The sequence below is a fragment of the Pullulanibacillus camelliae genome (genome assembly GCF_014642655.1).
GTDB classification, from domain to species: domain Bacteria; phylum Bacillota; class Bacilli; order Bacillales; family Sporolactobacillaceae; genus Pullulanibacillus; species Pullulanibacillus camelliae.
Genome location: NZ_BMIR01000006.1, coordinates 175410 through 193983, shown reverse-complemented (window position 1 = coordinate 193983; position 18574 = coordinate 175410). Strand labels below are relative to the sequence as shown.

22 protein-coding genes are annotated in these 18574 nt (G+C 41.1%); 10 read left to right on the top strand and 12 right to left on the bottom strand.

What is annotated here, in order from left to right:
* The first annotated feature begins 242 nt into the window (after positions 1–242).
* The 3 genes from IEW82_RS08580 (at position 243) to IEW82_RS08570 (ending at position 2473) form a co-directional block, all read left to right on the top strand.
* Positions 243–680, top strand: a complete 438-nt coding sequence (locus IEW82_RS08580; RefSeq protein ID WP_188692311.1) for a hypothetical protein — start codon at positions 243–245, stop codon at positions 678–680.
* Positions 681–974: 294 nt separating this feature from the next.
* A complete protein-coding gene (locus IEW82_RS08575) occupies positions 975–1286 on the top strand; it encodes a hydrolase (RefSeq protein WP_188692308.1) in 312 nt (103 codons plus the stop codon).
* Positions 1287–1483: 197 nt separating this feature from the next.
* Positions 1484–2473, top strand: a complete 990-nt coding sequence (locus IEW82_RS08570) for a CgeB family protein (RefSeq protein ID WP_188692304.1) — start codon at positions 1484–1486, stop codon at positions 2471–2473.
* Here IEW82_RS08570 and IEW82_RS08565 read toward each other — a convergent pair.
* The 11 genes from IEW82_RS08565 to IEW82_RS08515 form a co-directional block, all read right to left on the bottom strand.
* The gene (locus IEW82_RS08565) at positions 2461–3735 is read right to left on the bottom strand and encodes a glycosyltransferase family 2 protein (RefSeq protein WP_188692301.1); all 1275 of its coding nucleotides are present in this window, start codon (positions 3733–3735) and stop codon (positions 2461–2463) included. The two genes, IEW82_RS08570 and IEW82_RS08565, sit on opposite strands and share 13 nt — an antisense overlap.
* A gap of 60 nt (positions 3736–3795) precedes the next feature.
* Positions 3796–5157 (bottom strand): glycosyltransferase family 2 protein, encoded by a 1362-nt coding sequence (locus IEW82_RS08560; protein WP_229672448.1) that lies wholly within the window; start codon positions 5155–5157, stop codon positions 3796–3798.
* A 657-nt stretch (positions 5158–5814) separates the two neighbouring features.
* Positions 5815–6270: a dTDP-4-dehydrorhamnose 3,5-epimerase family protein gene (locus tag IEW82_RS08555; protein ID WP_188692294.1), complete on the bottom strand. Its 456-nt coding sequence runs from the start codon at positions 6268–6270 to the stop codon at positions 5815–5817.
* Complete coding sequence (locus IEW82_RS08550) at positions 6267–9731, bottom strand: methyltransferase domain-containing protein (protein ID WP_188692289.1); 3465 nt, start codon at positions 9729–9731, stop codon at positions 6267–6269. Before IEW82_RS08550 ends, IEW82_RS08555 begins: the two co-directional genes overlap by 4 nt.
* 15 nt (positions 9732–9746) lie before the next feature.
* The gene (locus IEW82_RS08545; RefSeq protein ID WP_188692284.1) at positions 9747–10511 is read right to left on the bottom strand and encodes a sugar phosphate nucleotidyltransferase; all 765 of its coding nucleotides are present in this window, start codon (positions 10509–10511) and stop codon (positions 9747–9749) included.
* A gap of 202 nt (positions 10512–10713) precedes the next feature.
* Positions 10714–11667, bottom strand: coding sequence for an LCP family protein (locus tag IEW82_RS08540; protein ID WP_188692280.1), 954 nt, complete (start codon positions 11665–11667; stop codon positions 10714–10716).
* A 27-nt stretch (positions 11668–11694) separates the two neighbouring features.
* A complete protein-coding gene (locus IEW82_RS08535) occupies positions 11695–12339 on the bottom strand; it encodes a DUF1232 domain-containing protein (protein WP_188692276.1) in 645 nt (214 codons plus the stop codon).
* A gap of 1256 nt (positions 12340–13595) precedes the next feature.
* Complete coding sequence (locus tag IEW82_RS08530; RefSeq protein WP_188692273.1) at positions 13596–13889, bottom strand: ribosome small subunit-dependent GTPase A; 294 nt, start codon at positions 13887–13889, stop codon at positions 13596–13598.
* A 113-nt stretch (positions 13890–14002) separates the two neighbouring features.
* On the bottom strand, positions 14003–14170 hold the full coding sequence (locus tag IEW82_RS08525) for a hypothetical protein (RefSeq protein ID WP_188692270.1): 168 nt from the start codon (positions 14168–14170) through the stop codon (positions 14003–14005).
* 173 nt (positions 14171–14343) lie between these two features.
* Positions 14344–14961, bottom strand: coding sequence for an NAD(P)H:quinone oxidoreductase (wrbA, locus tag IEW82_RS08520; RefSeq protein WP_188692267.1), 618 nt, complete (start codon positions 14959–14961; stop codon positions 14344–14346).
* 475 nt (positions 14962–15436) lie between these two features.
* Entirely contained in the window at positions 15437–15880 is a 444-nt protein-coding gene (locus tag IEW82_RS08515) for a MarR family winged helix-turn-helix transcriptional regulator (protein ID WP_188692263.1), read from the bottom strand.
* A gap of 129 nt (positions 15881–16009) precedes the next feature.
* On the opposite strand from IEW82_RS08515, the gene IEW82_RS08510 reads away from it, so the two are divergent.
* From IEW82_RS08510 to IEW82_RS08480, 7 genes are all read left to right on the top strand, one after another.
* Positions 16010–16264 carry a DNA alkylation repair protein gene (locus tag IEW82_RS08510; RefSeq protein ID WP_188692260.1) on the top strand — a complete coding sequence of 85 codons (255 nt, stop codon included), beginning with the start codon at positions 16010–16012 and terminating at the stop codon, positions 16262–16264.
* 91 nt (positions 16265–16355) lie between these two features.
* Positions 16356–16577: a spore germination protein gene (locus IEW82_RS08505; protein ID WP_188692257.1), complete on the top strand. Its 222-nt coding sequence runs from the start codon at positions 16356–16358 to the stop codon at positions 16575–16577.
* Between the two features lie 71 nt (positions 16578–16648).
* Positions 16649–17293, top strand: a complete 645-nt coding sequence (gene gerPC, locus IEW82_RS08500) for a spore germination protein GerPC (RefSeq protein ID WP_188692254.1) — start codon at positions 16649–16651, stop codon at positions 17291–17293.
* Positions 17290–17478 carry a spore germination protein GerPD gene (locus IEW82_RS08495; protein WP_188692251.1) on the top strand — a complete coding sequence of 63 codons (189 nt, stop codon included), beginning with the start codon at positions 17290–17292 and terminating at the stop codon, positions 17476–17478. The genes gerPC and IEW82_RS08495 overlap by 4 nt, the downstream gene beginning before the upstream one ends.
* Positions 17478–17855 (top strand): spore germination protein GerPE, encoded by a 378-nt coding sequence (locus IEW82_RS08490; RefSeq protein WP_188692249.1) that lies wholly within the window; start codon positions 17478–17480, stop codon positions 17853–17855. Before IEW82_RS08495 ends, IEW82_RS08490 begins: the two co-directional genes overlap by 1 nt.
* A gap of 29 nt (positions 17856–17884) precedes the next feature.
* The gene (locus IEW82_RS08485; protein WP_188692246.1) at positions 17885–18106 is read left to right on the top strand and encodes a spore germination protein; all 222 of its coding nucleotides are present in this window, start codon (positions 17885–17887) and stop codon (positions 18104–18106) included.
* 15 nt (positions 18107–18121) lie between these two features.
* On the top strand, positions 18122–18328 hold the full coding sequence (locus IEW82_RS08480; RefSeq protein ID WP_188692244.1) for a spore germination protein GerPB: 207 nt from the start codon (positions 18122–18124) through the stop codon (positions 18326–18328).
* A 10-nt stretch (positions 18329–18338) separates the two neighbouring features.
* Here the strand turns inward: IEW82_RS08480 and IEW82_RS08475 are convergent, their stop codons facing one another.
* Entirely contained in the window at positions 18339–18542 is a 204-nt protein-coding gene (locus IEW82_RS08475) for a hypothetical protein (RefSeq protein WP_188692242.1), read from the bottom strand.
* Positions 18543–18574 lie beyond the last annotated feature (32 nt).

Genomic DNA, 18574 nt, shown 5'->3' with positions numbered 1-18574 from the left:
CTACGATGTATTTGCTCTGGTAGGCATACATTTATGATAGAGTGCCTCTTCTTTTTTGGCTAGGATTTTGTAGAAATACCACCGAGAACTATTTTACACATACATTTATTTCTAAAAATATCCATAATGATTGTATGGTGATCATAGGAACAACCTGTTTTTCACACTCTGTTACTATTCTTTCAAGAATAAAGTATGACACACGTCATTTTTCGTCTATAATCATAAATGGAGGTGTTGTCATGCCTACTTTAATCGACACGATCACTCACCATTGGCTATTATGTATCATCGCTATCATACTTATTATTCTGATTGCGCGGGCTGTATTTCGTACAGCAATAAAATTGGCTTTAATTCTTCTTATTATTGGGATATTATGCCTACTTTTTGTTGGACATTCGCCAACAGATCTCTTAAAAAAAGGAACGTCACCTATGACTGATCCAACGCATTTCTATGAACATACACTGCAGCCGCTTCTTGAAGACCAGCTCAATCACGCGCATTACAAGAAGGAAGCCAACGGGGATTATGTCATATCAGCTAATCATCTCAAAATTACAGGACAGCCTAAAGCCAAAACCATTGTTATTCATTATAAAGGGAAAGCCTACACCATTGATACAAAAGAAATCAGTAATGATATTAAGAGCAAAATTGCAGCATTAACCAATTGATACATTTAGGCCTTTTACAGGTACATACCTACCCGTACATTCCTCTATTTTTTATCCTTTTGAACACATTTAATCTCTTACATGAATACTATAAGATACACCTACTCAGGGTTGCACATCTCTTTGATGGCAACCTTCCTCATTGTTCATTTTTTTCGGCCTTCCTATCGATTATTCCTATGACAAATATCTATTTTACTCTCTTATAGGTATCAATCTATACATTCAAACGTCCAAAGTAATATAGTATAGTACCCTAACTTTTCAGGGATTTCAACGAAGGAGGAGTTATTCATGGGACTATTTGACGATAAATCGTGCGGATGTGACCACTTCGAACATGACCCTAAATTTGATCATAAGCATAAGAAACATCACTGTAAAGGCTGCGCATGTGAACAATTAAGAGCACTCGATCCAGGTCGACTCGTATTTGTCATGTTATTAGGTAGTGATGTTCGATTAGGACCTTTAACCTTCGCATGCTTTGATGATCACAATTGCTGCGCTACCTTTATCGACAACTCTGGTGTCACACCTACGGGTAGTGTCATCATCATTAATTGCCAAGAAATCGCAGCAATTACCCTAGCCCCTCTCGGTTAATAAGCAAAGGTCAGATTGACTATCAATCTGACCTATTCTTTTTACAAGAACACCCTTCATTCAAACGCCTAAAGAAAAGTATAGACCTAAAACACTATTAAACTACTTTACGAAAATGATCGCGAGCATGCCATCAACGACTACAACACTCAATGTGTGAGTCAAGCAACCCTCATCTATTCTAAAAAAGGAGTGTCATGATGAATATTCTTCTCATTTCTTCTGGGTTTGGAGGTATTTATGATTACTTCGAACGTTCAATTAAGGAAGCAATCGAGCAACAAGGTTATTCCTGTTGTCTCTTTACTATCTATAAAGGGACAGAGGCACTTAAGGGAACAATTGAAGAGAATAAACCAGACATCATGCTGACATTAACCGGCTTTGTCCTACAGGAGGAAATGCAGCAGGTTTTGCGCGAACATGCAATCCCACAAGTGGTTTGGTTTACGGAAGACCCCTTTTATATGGATCAGACCCTTCCGTTAAGCCAGCGCTACGATCACATTTTTACCATTGAACAAAATGCCTTAAGCCGCTATACCGAAGCCGGTCATCCGCACGTTACCTATCTGCCTCTCGCCACCAATCCGAGTATATTTTTTGAGAGAGAGATCGATAGACAGAAGCGTTTCGATATCAATATGGTAGGTTTCCCCTATCCTGAGAGGCTAGCCCTGATCGCTTATTTCTTAGAGCATTGCCCCTATTCTATTGTCGTTGTCGGAAAAAAATGGGCTGAACTTCTGACAGATTGGTCTGAGGATCCAAGACTAACGATCATCGATCATTGGATAACCCCTACAGAAGCCGCCGCTCTCTATAATGAAAGTAAAATTTCTCTTAATCCTCATCGCCCCTATGATCTGAAGGAAAATAAAAATAGGATGCGCGTCATCAATAAAAGTTTAAATAATCGCACATGGGATATCGCCGCTTGTGGTGCTTTTCAGCTAACTTCCAATATGGAGGAAGTCTCTCGCTTCTTTGAAAAAGACAAAGAGATCGTGACCTATAACTCCATGAAAGAATGCGTTCAATTCGTAGAAAAATATTGTCATGAAGAGGATGAAAGACGGACCATCGCAGCTCATGCCAAGCAAAAAGTCTTGCAGGCGCATACCTTTTCACATCGCATGAGCGACATGCTAGAGTCCATCGCTTCTCTAAAGAGTCACATCAATTGAGAGACTGGAAGCTTCCATTCATAACCTTTGCCTTGTTTAAATAAATGAAATTCTCTATCGGTCAGTGACACCGCTTGAGCCAGAGATAATTTTAATTTTAAAACGACTTCAATTTGCATCTCATGTAGCAGATGATCATGATAGAGAAAATAGCGGTCATCATAAACATATAAAAGCTCTGGGGCATCTTCTATCGTTTTAATGCATGCGCGAATCATCGAGCCGTCTGGTAAATCGATCACTTGCTTTTCCGATAACTGGATAGCAGGCATATCTTGAAAGTGGTATCTGCTAAAAGCGGCTTCATTTTCAATGAGACACTTGCATCCCTGCTGCAAATAGTAATAATGGATGTTATCCGCTGTCACCAAGCGTTTATTAGGTAATGGAGAATCTTCAGCAATCTTTATTCCTTCTGAATATCTAAAGAGGAAGGGATCAGGAATCATCACGATTTTAGAGCTTTCGTATTGTAACGCACGAAACATCTGTTCTGAAATGGGTCTCCGCTTTTGATTCTCAATTAAAAAGAGTTCATCCTTCAATCCTTTAACAAGTGTACCATCAGGAATATCCTCAGGGAGATTGGCATAAAGATATTGGAAGCAATTGGTGGCCTTCAGTGTATACTCTAATGGTTCTGGAAGTGGATAAAAGCAAGCAAAATCATTTAATCGTGACCAAAATACAGCATCTGCACAATGCCAATACTTCGGATCATCGTCCCAATACTCACCGTACTTTTGACGTACTTTTTGTGCGAGGGTTCTGGTGTGCATAACAGAGCAATGATCCACCTTAAACGCAGCTTTCTCTAATATCGTCTCAGCCTTGATTTCACTTTCGTAAAAAACGTGATACGCTGGATCAGTATGCTTAACGCACTGACTGGAATAGACAACATCGACCTGTGGGTGATCCTGTAAAAAAGTGACCATTTTGCTCAGCTTGTCAGGATAATAGAATGTATCATCGGTCAGATAACAAATGTAGTCCCCCTCTGACAAACGGATGGCTTCATTTATCAGTGTTGCATAGCGTGTCGTTTTATACCTGTCTTTATCTTCAATTTTACTGTTATAAAAATGCACACGCGGATCACTTATAAATGGCGCAATCGCCTGAACCGTTTCTTCTTGTGAATGATCGTCCATGATCCATAGCTCCCACTCCTCATACGTTTGATCAATCACTGATTGTATGACTGAACCAATTAAGCGTGGGCGGTTATAGCTCGTCAAAATAATCGATACTTTTGGCATACAAGCACTCCTCTCTTCATGCGGGTTAAGACTAGAAATAGCAGAAAAACAGCAACAGGATCACAGGGGAATAAACACCGCTCTCCCTTCTAACTTTTTTAACCAAGAGTCTATTGTGTCGCTATCCTCGATAGGATACCTTAATAAAGCCTCGCGCTTCATCATCACACCATCATAATCATGGGGAACCGTATTAGAAATCACTTCAGGATAAAAGGAATAGTCAGGATGATACACTTTGCAGTATACTGAATGAATCGCCGGGCGCAGACAATAACCAGCGAGATCCTTTAGCCAGTCAGATCGAGGCATTTTAAAGGGCCGTTTAATAAAAAAACAGCACGTGCCCATACTCCCCCTATCCAAACGTCGCTGTAAATCCTTTAAAGAAAAATCAGAGGGCAAGTGAACAGCTTGGCACCGAGGATGCTTATTCACCCGTTGAACACTATCAGCCTTTACATCATTTGAGGTGAAGAGCATTAAGAAGGAAACATTTTTATAATCGGTATGGTCTAGGAGCTGATCGACCCAGTCTACCCAATCATAACGCGATACATTGACTTGCAAAATAATGGAGATGCTCTGATCTGTCGGACAAGGATATCTCACCCGATATTGTCCTGGATAATAATAACTGCTTTCAACCCATCCTCCTTCACCACGACGCTGTAGCGCCTCCTGAAGCGCTCGTTTCCCAGCAGCAAATGCATATGTCTTGGCATTAACATTAACCGCTGTGGATTTCTCATGCATACGCCAATGATATAAGATTTTAGGAATATGGATGACTCTGTCAGTTATCTCTGTGAATCTTAGAACAAAGTCATAATCCTGAGCTCCCTCAAACCCTTTTCTAAATCCACCAATCTTTCGAGCAATGGTCGTGCGATAAACACCCAGATGACAGGTGTACATATGGGATAAAAAAGTCTCTGGTGACCAATCCGGCTTCAAAAATGGATAACATCTCTTCCCCTCATGATCGAGCTTATCTTCATCACTATAGAGCATATCAGCATTTGGAAAGCGATTAAGCGCGTTAGCTACATCATAAAGGGCATCTTCTGATAATTCATCATCATGATCAAGCAAGAGAATAAATTCCCCCGTCGCCAGCCTTAACGCTGTGTTCGAGGCTTCTGAGATATGGCCATTGATCTGACGATAATGCACCTTAATCCGTTCATCCATTGCTTCATAATCTCGCAGGATACGCTGAACATGTGGATGATCCGAAGCATCATCAGCAATGCATAGCTCCCAATAAGGATACTGTTGTTGTCGAACGGATTGAATACACCTCGTTAGCCATTCCGCCTTCGTATTATAGACAGGCAACAGAATCGATAATAACGGCTTTCTCTGAAAGGCGTCTATTAATTGATCCACTCTCGGCATGTTTTGATCACTTGCCGCCATTTCACCTTCCTCCCCTCTCATTTGAAAATAACGTTATATGTATATTCGGATAGCGGATTTGATGTCACCCTGAATTTTTGCTTGCCATTTCGTAGCTGTATTTTGTTAAAACGGCACCTTCCTTTGCTATGGTCACAACAGCATCAAGAACTCTTAGAAAACTTGGCTTGCACCACTTCGCTGGTACTCCTGACGTGATTTATGCAAATCACACACTTAGGGTGCCCGCAAGCCTCAGGTGGAGAAAATCAAAGCCCGCCTTATACTCTCTTCCTTTATGCGCGTCAGCGAAGTTATACATTCTGATAGTATAAGAAAAACCGGACGAAAAGCATGCCCGGTCCTTGTCCTTAGTATAGAGCATCAGCCAATATGAAAGAGGCTTCATTGCCTGATCAAATGGATGGGAGCGCAAGGCGCGAGATTCGTAACACTCTAAAATCATGTAGTCCACGGGCGACGTTAACTCATGATGCGATACTAGAGTCCAGCGGGAAGTGGGAGATCGGTAAGACCTCAGCAGCACGAGGAGGCTTACCACTCCCCGGCGGAAAGCGAGTGGCCTGGAACGGAATCGCGTACCGTCCTTCATGATCAGAAATTTTATACTTTCTGATCTTTTAAAAAAGAAAGTGCAGGCTTTCCCACACTTTCCTGTTAGCGATATACCGTTTTCCAACTAAAGCCAATCTGTTCACTATCATACGGCAGACGTTTTTCATCTGGAGCCTCTGGATCATAAGATTCCGTTGTGAAATAAAGAATAGTTGCCGGCTTTTCACCTAAAACGCGATAGCCATGTGCCACGCCTTTGGGAATGAGTAACAAAATGGGATTTTCCTCTCCCATATAATAAACATCCGTTTGCCCTGTTGTTGGTGATGACGGTCTTAGATCATGGAGAACAACCTGGGCATTTCCTGATGGAAAAAACCATAAGTCATCCTGTTTTTCATGATAATGAAAGGCTTTAATCACACCTGGATAACTCATCGATAACGAAGCCTGACCGAATTGGGCAAGTAAATTCTCATCGTTTCTAACGAGCTCCGCAAAGTAGCCTCTGTCGTCACAATGCTTTGTGAGACGTTTTATTCGTACCTGGTCAATCATTGCTTGTCATCTCCTTTCTCTTCATCTGCCTTCTCATCATTTTCGAACGCTGGCAAGGATTGTAGCTGTAGACGTTTCTTTTCATCTAAATCTTGAAACTTGGGAAGCTTCTCCAAAATGACGATAAATTCTAGTGTGTAAGGTTCGGGCTTATAAAACTTCGCCACTCTAAAATTCAGTAAATTCAATTGGAACAATTGCCTTAATAAGCGACAAAAAGACTCTGCTGTAAAAACGGAGCAGTGGACATCAACATATGCCCCTTCCTCCATCCCTTTTTTACAATAATCCCAAGCGATTTCATCTGAGCCAAACTTCTCACATTGTTCAAGATTCACCTGGCTCTCCCATGCCTCTTTAACATCAATGTGGACAGCATGTGCGTAAAAATCAAAGATTTGTCGTGGACTTGGGCGTCTAATCTGATGCAAATAGGCATCAATCCATTCAGCCGCCGTTGTCAGTCTTCGAGCATAATCAAAGGTATATCGCTTATCTGGGATCGCTAGACAGACCTTCCCCCCTACCTTTAAGATGTCATCCATTTCATTTAACCAGCCGATCACATCAGGGACATGCTCAATGACATGCGAGGCAATCACATAATCAAATTGATAGTGAGAAGGAATAGCTTCACGGAGTGTTTTTTCTCCCCAGACAAAATCTACTGTCTCAATCATAGATACATCGACATTCGGATCATCCGCATACTTTTTCATCAACTCATCTGTTGTCGTATGATCCACGTAAAACACTCGGCCCTCTTCTTTCGTCACAATCGGGCGCATCAAAGGGCCGATTTCTACACCCATTGCTTGCGAGACATCCACTTTACTTAACAATTTCTTTTTGCGATCCATCACATTATTTTTTAATACATCGCTATTCCAATCCCAAACTGCTGGATGATAATAGGGGTCAGCTCCTTGCAGTTCCCTAGTCACAGTCTTGAGAGGTGGGAGAGGAGGTGCCTCAACTAAGATAAAAGGATCATAAACCATACTCGTCTCATAGGCTTGACAGATGAAATGCTGTAACCCTAGAAGGCTTTCTCTATTAAATGCTTGAATGGACCAATTGAATAATGCTTGCTGAACATGCTCACGGTTAACCATAAAACAGCATTCAGAAACCGCCAGATATTGCCGATACCAGTTGGCGCTTCCATATGTTGTCCCTGAGCCTGGAAGCAATTTTTTATAGGGTTCAATGAGCTCTTTTTGTGGCGTCATCACGTAGCCGGCGTTTTGAATCAACCCGTTATGATCAAGTATTTTACCCGAAGCGCCACTATATCCTGCTTCCTCTAGCCAGGCGATAAAATCATGACTGACTTTACGATCATCAAAAACAACGCCTGCTTTAAGGATGAAAAGATAGTTAACGTTGGAATCACTAAGAATCTCTAGATTCGTTAGCGCAATCTTTTCAGCGGCAGGGCTTACCCAACTTATATTTAAATGGTCGTATTTATCTCGTAAAGCTTGCGGCATAGCCTCCGCCTTTGAAGAGAGGATGACCACCTGTGAGGGTTTGCAATATTGACGCGTTAAAGCATCTAGTGTTTCCCCAACACGTGCGACATCATCTCCATCATCCATATAAATTATGGCGTGGTATCGCCGTCTAGCCTTTAACTGCCACTGTACTTGAATCTCTCCATCCTTGTTCCGCTTTATGGTGCAGTTGAGACCACGTCTACTCTTATAGGCATTTAAAATGGCAAGCTGTCTGTCTAAAACGTAGGGCTTAGCTTCAATACCTGAAGCTGCAGAGCTGGGCACCTTCCGCCAATGATATAAAACCTTTGGCACATGAATAATATTCGCGGTTGCCTCTGACACTCTTAAAAATAGGTCTAGATCTTGAGCGCCATCGTACTTGGAACGAAGCTCACCAATCGTTTCAAAGAGCTTGCGCTTAATAACACTAAAATGAATGGCATAGTTACCAGAAAGCATTGTGACCCATGACCAAGCGTGTTTAAATAGAGGGGCTTCTCGTTCTTTTGAATCCTGATCAATGATATCGCGGTCAGAATAAATAAAATCGACCTCAGGATAGCGATTCATTACTTTAACCATTTCAAAAAGCGCATTTTGGGTGATGAGATCGTCATGGTCAAGAAACGCGATAAAATCCCCTTCTGCCATCTTTAGACACGCATTTGTATTGTCAGAAATGCCTTGATTCGTGTGAAGTCTTTGACATTTAAATCGCGGATCCCGTTTGCCAAGCTCTTCGAGAAAATGAATATTTTCTTCTGTCTCATCAGCGGTATAAGTCACACACATTTCCCAGCGATCATAGGATTGCCCTTGAACACTTTCAATCGTTTCTTTTAAAATTCTATGGTCGATTTTGTATACGGGTGTGAGAATACTGATGAGGGGCCGATAGCTGAATTGTTGGCTCTCCTGCTTTTGCACCATAAAGGCAACAGGATCATGATCCTCGGTTTCACTTAACCAATGATTCTTTCCTTCTTCCCAAAGATATTGCGCCGTATCCATCATCCGTCGACACTCTATAAGCTTGCTATTCACGGCATTTAGAATATGATGAAGATGATCAATCTCTTTTAATAGCTGATCATCCCGCTTTTGCAAATTTTGTTTGAGCGGAGTATAGACATCCTGCTCTGAATGCTCCGTCTCCGCCTTCCATGTTTCAAGAAGAGCAGATTGCTTTTTATAAAAGTCACGTTCTTTATTGAGTTGTTCTTTTTTCTTTAATAAACTGATCAACTCTTGAGTCAGCTGCATGTTCACTACAGGTATTTGCTTTTCTTGCCCTTTAATGGGATAGATATCCTGAAGGCGTCTAAGCGCTCCCTCTAAATCAATCGTCGCTTTGCGCTCGTCTTCCATCTGATCAGCGCGTTCATACAATACGGTATGGCCTGCTACCGCCTCACTGGGCCAGGAAGAAAAGGAACGTAAAAAGCCCTGCGTCGCAAAAAGGCGATCCCAATAGTTTGGCGGGTGTACATTAATGTGTGTGGCCTCCTCAAAATCATCAGGAGACGAAGAAAAAAGGATCCGCGCGCTATGCCGGCACATTAATTCAATCGCACGTTTTGCCATGTCTGCAGTCACATGCTCTAAAACCTCAATACAAATAATGAGGTCGTAGGTTCCGTGATATTGGTCAGGATCGTCTGCTGATCCCACTTTACAAAAAGGCTCGATATCCTCCCTAACTTCTGAAATGGCATACTCTGAGATGTCAAAACCGTTTGCCTCGATCCCTCTATCACGCAAGCTTTCCACTAAAAAGCCCTTTGCACAGCCAACTTCAAGAGTGCGCTTGACCTCCAGTTCTTTTATAATGCGATCAGCGACATTCGAAAAAAAATGGAGCCAATGGCCTTCCCCAGCCTTTCGATCGTAGGGGATAGGCCCTAAGCCTGTTTCGTAATACGACGCATTAAACGATGCTTGATTATAATTTTTGTTCATGCCATCACCATCCTTTCAATTCCCTTCAATGTGTTCATTCATCTTCTCGCAAGACGCTTTCACTTTCTCCTCATATACGAGACAATTTGCTCGAAATAAGGCATCATGCGTCCCCGCATCAATCCACCACTCATGTAAAAGCTGATAAGTCAACTCATTTTTAGCAATATACAGATTATTCACATCCGTTATCTCCAGTTCACCTCTCGATGAAGGGATCACCTCTTCAATTAAATCAAAGACCTGATGATCATAAAGGTATGCCCCGGTCACACAATAACGAGATAAGGGACGCTGTGGTTTTTCCACGATTTTCTTAATCCTACGCTGTGCTTCATCTACTTCAGCCACACCATACCTCCGAGGATCACTGACCTCTTTTAAAAGGACCATGGCACCTGCCTCTTGTTGTTTAAACGTTTTGATCATTTGGGTGAGCGGCTCTTTAAAAATATTGTCCCCTAGTAAAACAACACACCGCTCTTGATTGACAAAATCCTTGCCCAAATAAACGGCCTCTGCAATGCCGCCTGCCTCTCTTTGGAAGGCATAGGTGATATGCACACCTAACGCGTCACCTTTACCTAATATCTGATAAAAGTCATCATAATCCTTGCGATTGGTCACTATTAATAGCTCCGTCATACCCGCTTCCCTCAGTTTTTGGATTGACCAAAAAATCATCGGCTGAGGACCAACTGGCAGGAGATGTTTATTAATAATTTTTGTAAAGGGTGCAAGGCGTGTTCCCTTACCTCCGGCTAAAATAATGCCCTTCAAACACGACACTCCTTTAATTACTTGAATCACCATGCACTCTTATCCTATGCATAGGGCTTTTGTATGGCATAGGCAGCTGTTTAAACTAAAGTGTCACTTCAAAGTCAATCATCCAAATTGCAAAAATAAACCAAGAATGGCCGACTCAAACCGTAGTATTTCATCGGTTGAATCGGCCACTAGCCAAAGGGCAGATATCAGATTATTTTTGACTCCTACCCTCTTCTTCACTTGAATTTAAAAAGTCATTTAGGGCTTGCTTATTTTTTTCCAAATCAATATTCAAGACATCTCCAACATTAACCCTTTCATTCTCATAAGAATTTTGAACAGGGATGCGAAGGGTATCAATCTTTTTGCTCTTCTCAGTGATCAGCCCTTTACCAATAGACAGCAATGTTGGAGTGTCTATATTCGTTTCTATATATGGAGTCGCTGTGCCAAGAAGCTTAGGCAATTTGACAATATTTTGTACCCGAACAGCTTGATCCTTAATTTTTTGTAAAACCTCCTGCTGCCGCTCCACACGACCAAAATCAGATAAACGATCATGACGAAAACGCACATAACCCAATAATTTATCACCGTGCAAAACTTGTTTTCCTGGTTCAAGCGTCATGCCAATGCCATAGGACATTTTGTAAGGAATATTGACTGCGATTCCTTTTGGTGCAATAATATCCACCAATTTTGAAAAACCTTCAAAATCAACAATGGCATAATAATTAATGTCAACACCAAAGTTTTCCTTAAGCGTCTGTCGGACGAGCTCAGGTCCCCCAAAGGCAAACGCAGCATTAATTTTTTGTTTTCCATGCCCCGGAACATCCACATATGTATCTCTCATAATAGAAGCCAGCTTTAATTGATGCGATTTTTGATCGTAATGTGCGATCATTAGTGTATCCGAACGGGCGTGCGCTTCTCCTCTAGAATCACTCCCCAGTAAGAGAACATTTAGCTCTCCATAGTGTGGTTCACTCCCTTTAAAATCTCCGAAAACCTTTTGGTTGATTTGTCCACTACTTGCTTCAGATACACCATTTTTATATTGATAAATACAAAAGACAGCGATGAGTATAAAAAATGTGAATAGACTTAATAAGGATAGTCTAAGCCATCGCCGCTTCTTCTTTGCCCTTACTCTGCTTCCCATCTGTTATCCCCTAACCTCACTCTTTTTTTACAGCTTTGTTTCTAATACATTTAAGACAAGCTTGACCGCTATGGCATCATCTAAATAACCAATCGGAAAAATATAATCAGGAACGACATCAACTGGGAAAATAAAGTAGAGAAGCGCTCCCCCAATGACAGACAGTTCAATAGAGGTTCCCCTTTTTAACCGAAAACGCTGAAACATGTTCTTTAATTGGTTGATAAATGGTCCGATACTGCCGACCTTTTTGAGCTTTGCCTCAAACCCATTAAGTATTGTCTCCTGCCCTTCATCAGTATTGGCATATTGCTGATACTTCTCCAGCTCGCGCTCAACATGCTGAATCGTAAATGGCTTATCATATGTACCGGAAGATTCTAAGACACTTTGAATCATGTTAATAGAAGATAACATTTCAGAATCCTGCTGTTGTGATTTTGAGTCAATAGCATAACCTGCAGCCGCGAATAACTCTGTTATCGCTATACCGAGACGATCTGCAAAAGTCTGCAAATGCATTGGCGTAGCCTTTCTTTTCCCATTAATAATGCGTGAAATCGTTGCCACATCAATATTTGTTAATTCACTAAACTTTCTCAGTGATAAAGACCGTTCGTTTAACGCGGCCTTTAAAAGCATACCCAGTGAATTTTCTTGTTCCTTATTCATATCTTCTTTTTCCCCTTAAATTAAATATGTATGGTCAAAGTGATAAAAGGTCCTAGTAAACTATAACAAGTGTATTGACATTTTGTCAACACACTTGTTATCAAGCATAGCCAATATATAAAAAAGTAAAGATTAATTATTGTCATTTCGTCAACGTTTTAAGAAAAACTGAGCAACACCTGATCCTTTTGGAATAGGGGATTTGTATCCTTTCCGGTCTTTTAACGAGAAAACAAAAAAGTCGTCCGAAGACGACTTTTTTAATCTATTGAGTTGACAGCTGTCTCCGCTTAGGAGCTACAGCCGTCCCGCAGCAACGTTATATACCACACATTGCTCTTCTTCTAAGGTTATAAAATTCGTCACTTTTAATAGCACTTTATGACCAAAGACACCATTACCCTCTTTAATTTTGATAAACCGAATTTCCTTCGGTATCCAACCATTTGACAATACCTATTTGCAGCTAAGCAAAATCTCACGAAAAACCAATATGTTGCACTATTTACCGGGTAAATAACTTTCACATATTATGAAGAGTATCCACAGCTGGCGTCGATAAGCTTAATAAGATGTGAATCGACCATCCATACTCCTTTCAATTGTAATGCCAAAAGGCGATATTAATTTTGACTGACCAACACAACGAAAGCCCTACCTCTCTTTCGTCTTTACGGCTCCGATGACCGTGCCAAACGAATTGTCCAACAAAACTTTACTGTTCAAAATGTCTCATCTTCATTTCAATTGACTTAATCTAGGATAGAAATAAGTGTCGAAAGGAAAATCTATTTTGAGGGGAGAGATGACCTTAGAAGATAGTATTGAGTATTAATCAACCCCCATTATATACCATGATAGCTGCCACGTCAAATCAGCTCCTGTCCGAGTACAAGGCCTATCAACCTCCATTTGAAATCTTGAGAAAAAGCACATGATCAAAGGATTAAACAGGTTCTGATGCTCTAGGAACACCCACACTAGCTTCTGGCTTCTTCCCTTCACTCCCACAACGTCTGATAGCTGTCACCATTCGCATTGACCTGATCCATTGTAATCGGCTTCAATGAAATAGCGCACCCCTCTTGCCTGACATGCTTTAGTACTTGATTTAAGACAATTTGTGTGGTGTGCTTTAGAGGCCGTGCCCACAGAAAGCGAGCCGTTTGCAGCTGAAGCAGGCACTTTTTACTCCATTTGCACCCAAAATTTTATACTTTTTATCCTTTAAAAAAGGCTCTCTTCATCAGAGAACCTCATCCATGCTTTTTTCTTTGATTACTGGTGATTTTTTTAAAGCGCCTCTTCTCTTCAAGCCTTACTTTTTGATTCGTCTTTCTTTCCATATAAGCGATTTCCTTACGAAGCTTAATATAATTCGCATAACGTCCTTCATCTAAAGTCCCATCAGCGAGCGCCTTTTGAACGGCACAATCTGGTTCGGTTTGATGCTGACAGTCTCTGAACTTGCATTGTGCGGCAAGAACTGCAATCTCTGTAAATTCCTGATCCGCAATCACCGACAGCTGGTCGAGAATGTCCGCTTTCAATAGCCGCCATCATCTTCCCAGATAGCATGCCAAGCAGCTCCCCATGAAGGGTATATAAGCGGTACATCCCTTTATAAGCAAAATCCTTTTTGTAAACCCTTACCTCACACCATTTAGTGCTCACTCTCTTCCATTTCATCTTCATCTCTTGGCTCAGTGACCTCTGTCACCAAACTCTCAGGATGATGCTCTGGGAAACTCTCGACATAAAAATAATTTCCAAAGTTCACAAGCTTGAGCGCATCATTATCACTATCGTGCGTTTTATCACGCGATGTCATCTTTTGGACCTCCAGTTAAATAAATTTCAATGGCTTGCCTTTATTATGGAAGGTAACATCGGTAATTATTCACTTGAGTCATTTTGAGCAAATTGAAGTCCGTTGAATCATCTCTTTAAAACGTTAAAAGGAGAGGCTATTCGCCTCTCCTTTTAGTATAACTAAAGTATTATTTAGCCTTCTAATCCAGCTTTTACCCAACTTGCCACTTGAACTGTGCGTTTAGCTTGATGTTTAACAGCTGCTTCAACATCCTCTTGGAATTGGCCTTCACCATTGATCGTCACGCTTGTACCGTATGGATTACCGCCAGCTGCGAAGATGGAGTTATCTGTGTATCCTGGAGCTGCAATGATCGCTCCCCAGTGGAACATCGTTGTGTAAATGGCTTGGATCGTTTTTTCTTGACCGCCATGAGCGTTTTGAGCAGAAGACATTGCACTAACCACTTTATTAGCAAGCTTACCTTGTGCCCACAAACCGCCGGCCATATCTACAAATTGTTTGAATTGTGCAGGAACATTACCAAAACGTGTTGGAACACTGAAAATGTAAGCATCTGCCCACTCTAAATCCTCTAAAGTTGCATCTGGAACAGTGTTTTTTGTTTCATCATAGTGCTTTTTCCAAGCGGGATTTGAAGCAATAGCTGCTTCTGGAGCAAGTTCAGGTACTTTGACAACTTTGACATCCGCACCTGCCTCCTTAGCGGCTTCCGCTGCAAAATTAGCAAGTTTGTAGTTGCCACCAGTTGAGCTATAATAAATTACTGCAAGTTTGACTTGTGCCATGAATGAATGCACTCCTTTTAAAAATTTTTTATATAAACTATTTTGGAAAGAATAGTTATACACCCAATAGAATTGCCCTGAATGATCTTTTTTTTACTAATAAAAAGTAAAAACTTTTACGAAAAGGGAATCGTATGCTGCAGACAAAGCCCTTTTCATCCCAGATATCCAGATATTATTATCTTCAGTTCAGTTAGTATGAATTCGAGATATATAAGTTAAAGAAGTTTGGCTTTCGCCCGTACCGCTCGCCGGCACTCCATCACACACTACTGCAGAGGCACGCAAGCTTCAAATAGGGAAGGTCAAAGTCTGAACTCTAAGGTCTTCCACAAAGTAACAAATTCTAATGTCTAATTAGAAAACTCAACTTATCGCCTTATCGCCAAGCCTTAATGAGAAAGTCAAAGTTACACTTATACTCTCTTCCTCCATGAGCGTCAGCGAAGTTATACATTCTGATAGTATAAAAAACTCATTCGAGTTTTTGCGCATAGAAGCTCATCTTTTTCAGCAGTTCCATGCATGTCCTTTTCTCATCTTCATCTAAACCAGCCAAAAGTTTTGCAAGTGCTTCTTGATGGGAAGGAAAAATAGTATCCATCAATGCGGTTCCTTTTTCCGTTAAAACAGCGTAGATCACGCGCCGATCCTTGGGGCAAGGCTGACGACGGATCAACTCCTTCTTCTCAAGCTTATCGATGACATACGTCATGCTTCCACTTGCAAGCAAAACTCTGCCACCAATTTGTTGAATGGGCTGTTCACCTTTATGATACAGCAACTCGATGACACCAAATTCAGTTGGATTTAATCCATGACTCCGGATATCTTTGGCCACCCGATCAGCTATTGTGCGATATGTCCGTGACAATATAACAAATAATTTCAGTGAAAGAGCTTCGTTTTCCAGGGTCATGTGATTCAGTCCTTTATTTATCTTGAATTCAAGATAATCTTAGCAGATTTTAGTCGTGATGTCAACACTTAGTCTTACAAACATATTTCACGAAATCAAGGGAAAAATAATGAAGAGGAGGTGACGACAATGGCCAGTCCATATTTATGTCCAAGCTGTAAAACCAACAAAACACGATTTAATATTATTGAGCAAAAGCCGAAAAGCGTAAAGCTTGATCCGCAATCAGGTGAGATCATGGAGGAATTTGCCGCCGACCAAGCAGGCCCCCTTCATCTGCCCTATCGGGGTCCCGATAAAAAAATCCAATGCGGTGTATGTGGACTCATTGAAAATGAGGAAGCCTTCGTTAAACGTGCACAATATATGAACAAACAAAGTTAATTTAACTTGCCAAGTGGCAAGTTTTTTTCCCGTTTTAGGCTTTACCAACATACCTTAATACATAGATTCCAAACCCAAAGGATGTTTTCTTATGCCCGCAATTGTTGGTGCTGTTCAAGTCGTCAATATTTCAAGCAGTGGCACCTTTAATATTGGCGATGTCTATCGCATTGAACCTTATTCAGCAACGAAAACCTATGCCGGTGCAGGTTCATTCAACACAGGAGATTTTATTCGAACAACCACTACAAACAACCAAACGCAGGTCCTTGATAGTGATGTAGCGGATATGAACCAATTGTTAAATGTTTAAGAGTGATAATTGGAAGGTTATAGGTAAACACCTATATGCGCTGCTGCATATAATATGATTGAGGTGAGCTTATGGTATACCAACAGCCTGGTAATTTTAATGACTTTATGCATTATACCGATGGACTGCTGCGTCATTATCACGAGCGCTTGCATGCTTTGGAAGAAACAGTTGATCAGCTAGCGAACAAAATCGATGCTCTTAATACAAGAGAACCCATTCAGATTCACTATTCATTTGATCAGTTAAAGATTGAAAAACTTGATGGCACGTTAAATATTGGAATTAAACCTGGAGAAGGAGAAAACGAGCTTAATGAGTTTTTGGTGAGCCATAACGCTGTGTCTGCACCAGGAGATGTTGCCTATACATCACCGCATCAAATGACTGAACAAAAACAAAAAGGCATGGATATTGCCGAAGATATTCAACACTATTTCGATGATTATTTCAGAGAAGACGTTTTTCAGGACCTCTTACAACTCGAAGAAAAACATCGCTACCCACTTGACCAGCCCTATCGCCAGTTTATTGTTCAAGATGTAAGACGCCAACTTCTCCCCCGCATCGACTATTATATAAAAAATGCACCACTTGAACGCATGCCGAAAGAAGCGGTAATCACAGAAGTCATCCAGCGGGTCAGGGCGGATGTTTTAAAGGCATTTGATAACTTTATTTCACATATTCCAAAAGGAAAGGGAGATTCATCTTGAATTTTACCGTCGTCAACAAAGAGCTTAATGTCGAACAAATTCGCATTATTGGTGTCGCCTCCGCTTCAGTAGTGCTTATAGGTGATGCCGAGACCGTCGGTACGTCCTCTGTCTTCGATACACCTCCTGAAGCCGCTGTAACTACCCAACCATTGGTTCCCCTATCACCAGAAGGAAGTCACTAGTGGAACCAAGAACAAGTAAGGTGGATCGCTTGTTCATCAGAAATATTTCACTCTCTTCCTGCTGTGAGATTGGTGACACCCATACCCTGGCACCGGAAAACGATGCCTACGCCATCCAGCGGCAGCTCCCAATTTTTTTAGGAAGTGAAGGAAAGTTTTCTGATTATGATACATTTTATACACCGCTTCTCGTTACTAACGTATATGAACCTATTCAAACAGCTTTCGTTAATGATGAACCTATTATCAATGTCTCAACAGTAAAAATTACCTCGGTTTCCGCCGCCTCTATTATACAAGTCGGTTCAACCGCGACAATTGATGCACAGTTTCGCGGGATAAATATCCGCAACTATCTTCGAACACCTAATGAATAAGAGAGATTGATGTACAGAGGATGTTGATTATGCCTGGAATTACCGGACCCATTAAAATAGATGCTATCGCCAGTGGTGGAGTATTTAATGTTGGGGACACATTAAATGTCGCTCCAAAAACCACGAACAAAAACTATTCAGGAGCAGGTGCTGCAAATACAGGTGATTTTATCCAAACCAATAATATTGTCAGCAATACAAATTCTTTGGACAACGATATCCTGGATAGCAGCAATGCTGCGAATAATTAAAAAGGATGACGGCTTATGAATTTCTTCATTCAACAAGACATTCATATCCAGACGTTAAACATAGAAGGAATTACGAACTCGTCAGTTCTACAAATTGGGAGCGCCGGTATGATTAAACCCATTTCCACCCTTTATAACACAGGGCACTATACGGGTCCTGTTTCAGAGCTGCCAGCCGAATTAACAGAAGTCAGCCAAGTGCCTCTTCCCGCACCGTCGTAAGCTTTTAATTTTAATTCATTGTCAAAAATTTTATAAGGATATAAATAAAGTAAGGGACAGCAAAAAAGAGCACACCCTTAAATAACAATGAAGAAAGGTGATCAACAAGTTTTTCTGGGTCCCATTCTTCTGTAGATTGCTTGACATGTTCAAGCTTAGCAAGCACTTTTTTATACGATGAGGCGGGTTTGGCTGCTAATTTATTTTCAATCATTGGTTCGTCCTCCTATAAATCAGATCTAATAG

Excerpts from the sequence above, each read along its gene's own strand:
- IEW82_RS08510 (WP_188692260.1), top strand. The coding sequence starts at position 16,010 with ATGGCCAGTCCATATTTATGTCCAAGCTGTAAAACCAACAAAACACGA.
- IEW82_RS08515 (WP_188692263.1), bottom strand. The coding sequence starts at position 15,880 with ATGACCCTGGAAAACGAAGCTCTTTCACTGAAATTATTTGTTATATTG.
- IEW82_RS08540 (WP_188692280.1), bottom strand. The coding sequence starts at position 11,667 with ATGGGAAGCAGAGTAAGGGCAAAGAAGAAGCGGCGATGGCTTAGACTA.
- IEW82_RS08555 (WP_188692294.1), bottom strand. The coding sequence starts at position 6,270 with ATGATTGACCAGGTACGAATAAAACGTCTCACAAAGCATTGTGACGAC.
- IEW82_RS08575 (WP_188692308.1), top strand. The coding sequence starts at position 975 with ATGGGACTATTTGACGATAAATCGTGCGGATGTGACCACTTCGAACAT.
- IEW82_RS08475 (WP_188692242.1), bottom strand. The coding sequence starts at position 18,542 with ATGATTGAAAATAAATTAGCAGCCAAACCCGCCTCATCGTATAAAAAA.
- IEW82_RS08535 (WP_188692276.1), bottom strand. The coding sequence starts at position 12,339 with ATGAATAAGGAACAAGAAAATTCACTGGGTATGCTTTTAAAGGCCGCG.
- IEW82_RS08505 (WP_188692257.1), top strand. The coding sequence starts at position 16,356 with ATGCCCGCAATTGTTGGTGCTGTTCAAGTCGTCAATATTTCAAGCAGT.
- IEW82_RS08565 (WP_188692301.1), bottom strand. The coding sequence starts at position 3,735 with ATGCCAAAAGTATCGATTATTTTGACGAGCTATAACCGCCCACGCTTA.
- IEW82_RS08560 (WP_229672448.1), bottom strand. The coding sequence starts at position 5,157 with ATGGCGGCAAGTGATCAAAACATGCCGAGAGTGGATCAATTAATAGAC.
- IEW82_RS08480 (WP_188692244.1), top strand. The coding sequence starts at position 18,122 with ATGAATTTCTTCATTCAACAAGACATTCATATCCAGACGTTAAACATA.
- IEW82_RS08525 (WP_188692270.1), bottom strand. The coding sequence starts at position 14,170 with ATGACATCGCGTGATAAAACGCACGATAGTGATAATGATGCGCTCAAG.
- IEW82_RS08570 (WP_188692304.1), top strand. The coding sequence starts at position 1,484 with ATGATGAATATTCTTCTCATTTCTTCTGGGTTTGGAGGTATTTATGAT.
- wrbA (WP_188692267.1), bottom strand. The coding sequence starts at position 14,961 with ATGGCACAAGTCAAACTTGCAGTAATTTATTATAGCTCAACTGGTGGC.
- IEW82_RS08550 (WP_188692289.1), bottom strand. The coding sequence starts at position 9,731 with ATGAACAAAAATTATAATCAAGCATCGTTTAATGCGTCGTATTACGAA.
- gerPC (WP_188692254.1), top strand. The coding sequence starts at position 16,649 with ATGGTATACCAACAGCCTGGTAATTTTAATGACTTTATGCATTATACC.
- IEW82_RS08580 (WP_188692311.1), top strand. The coding sequence starts at position 243 with ATGCCTACTTTAATCGACACGATCACTCACCATTGGCTATTATGTATC.
- IEW82_RS08485 (WP_188692246.1), top strand. The coding sequence starts at position 17,885 with ATGCCTGGAATTACCGGACCCATTAAAATAGATGCTATCGCCAGTGGT.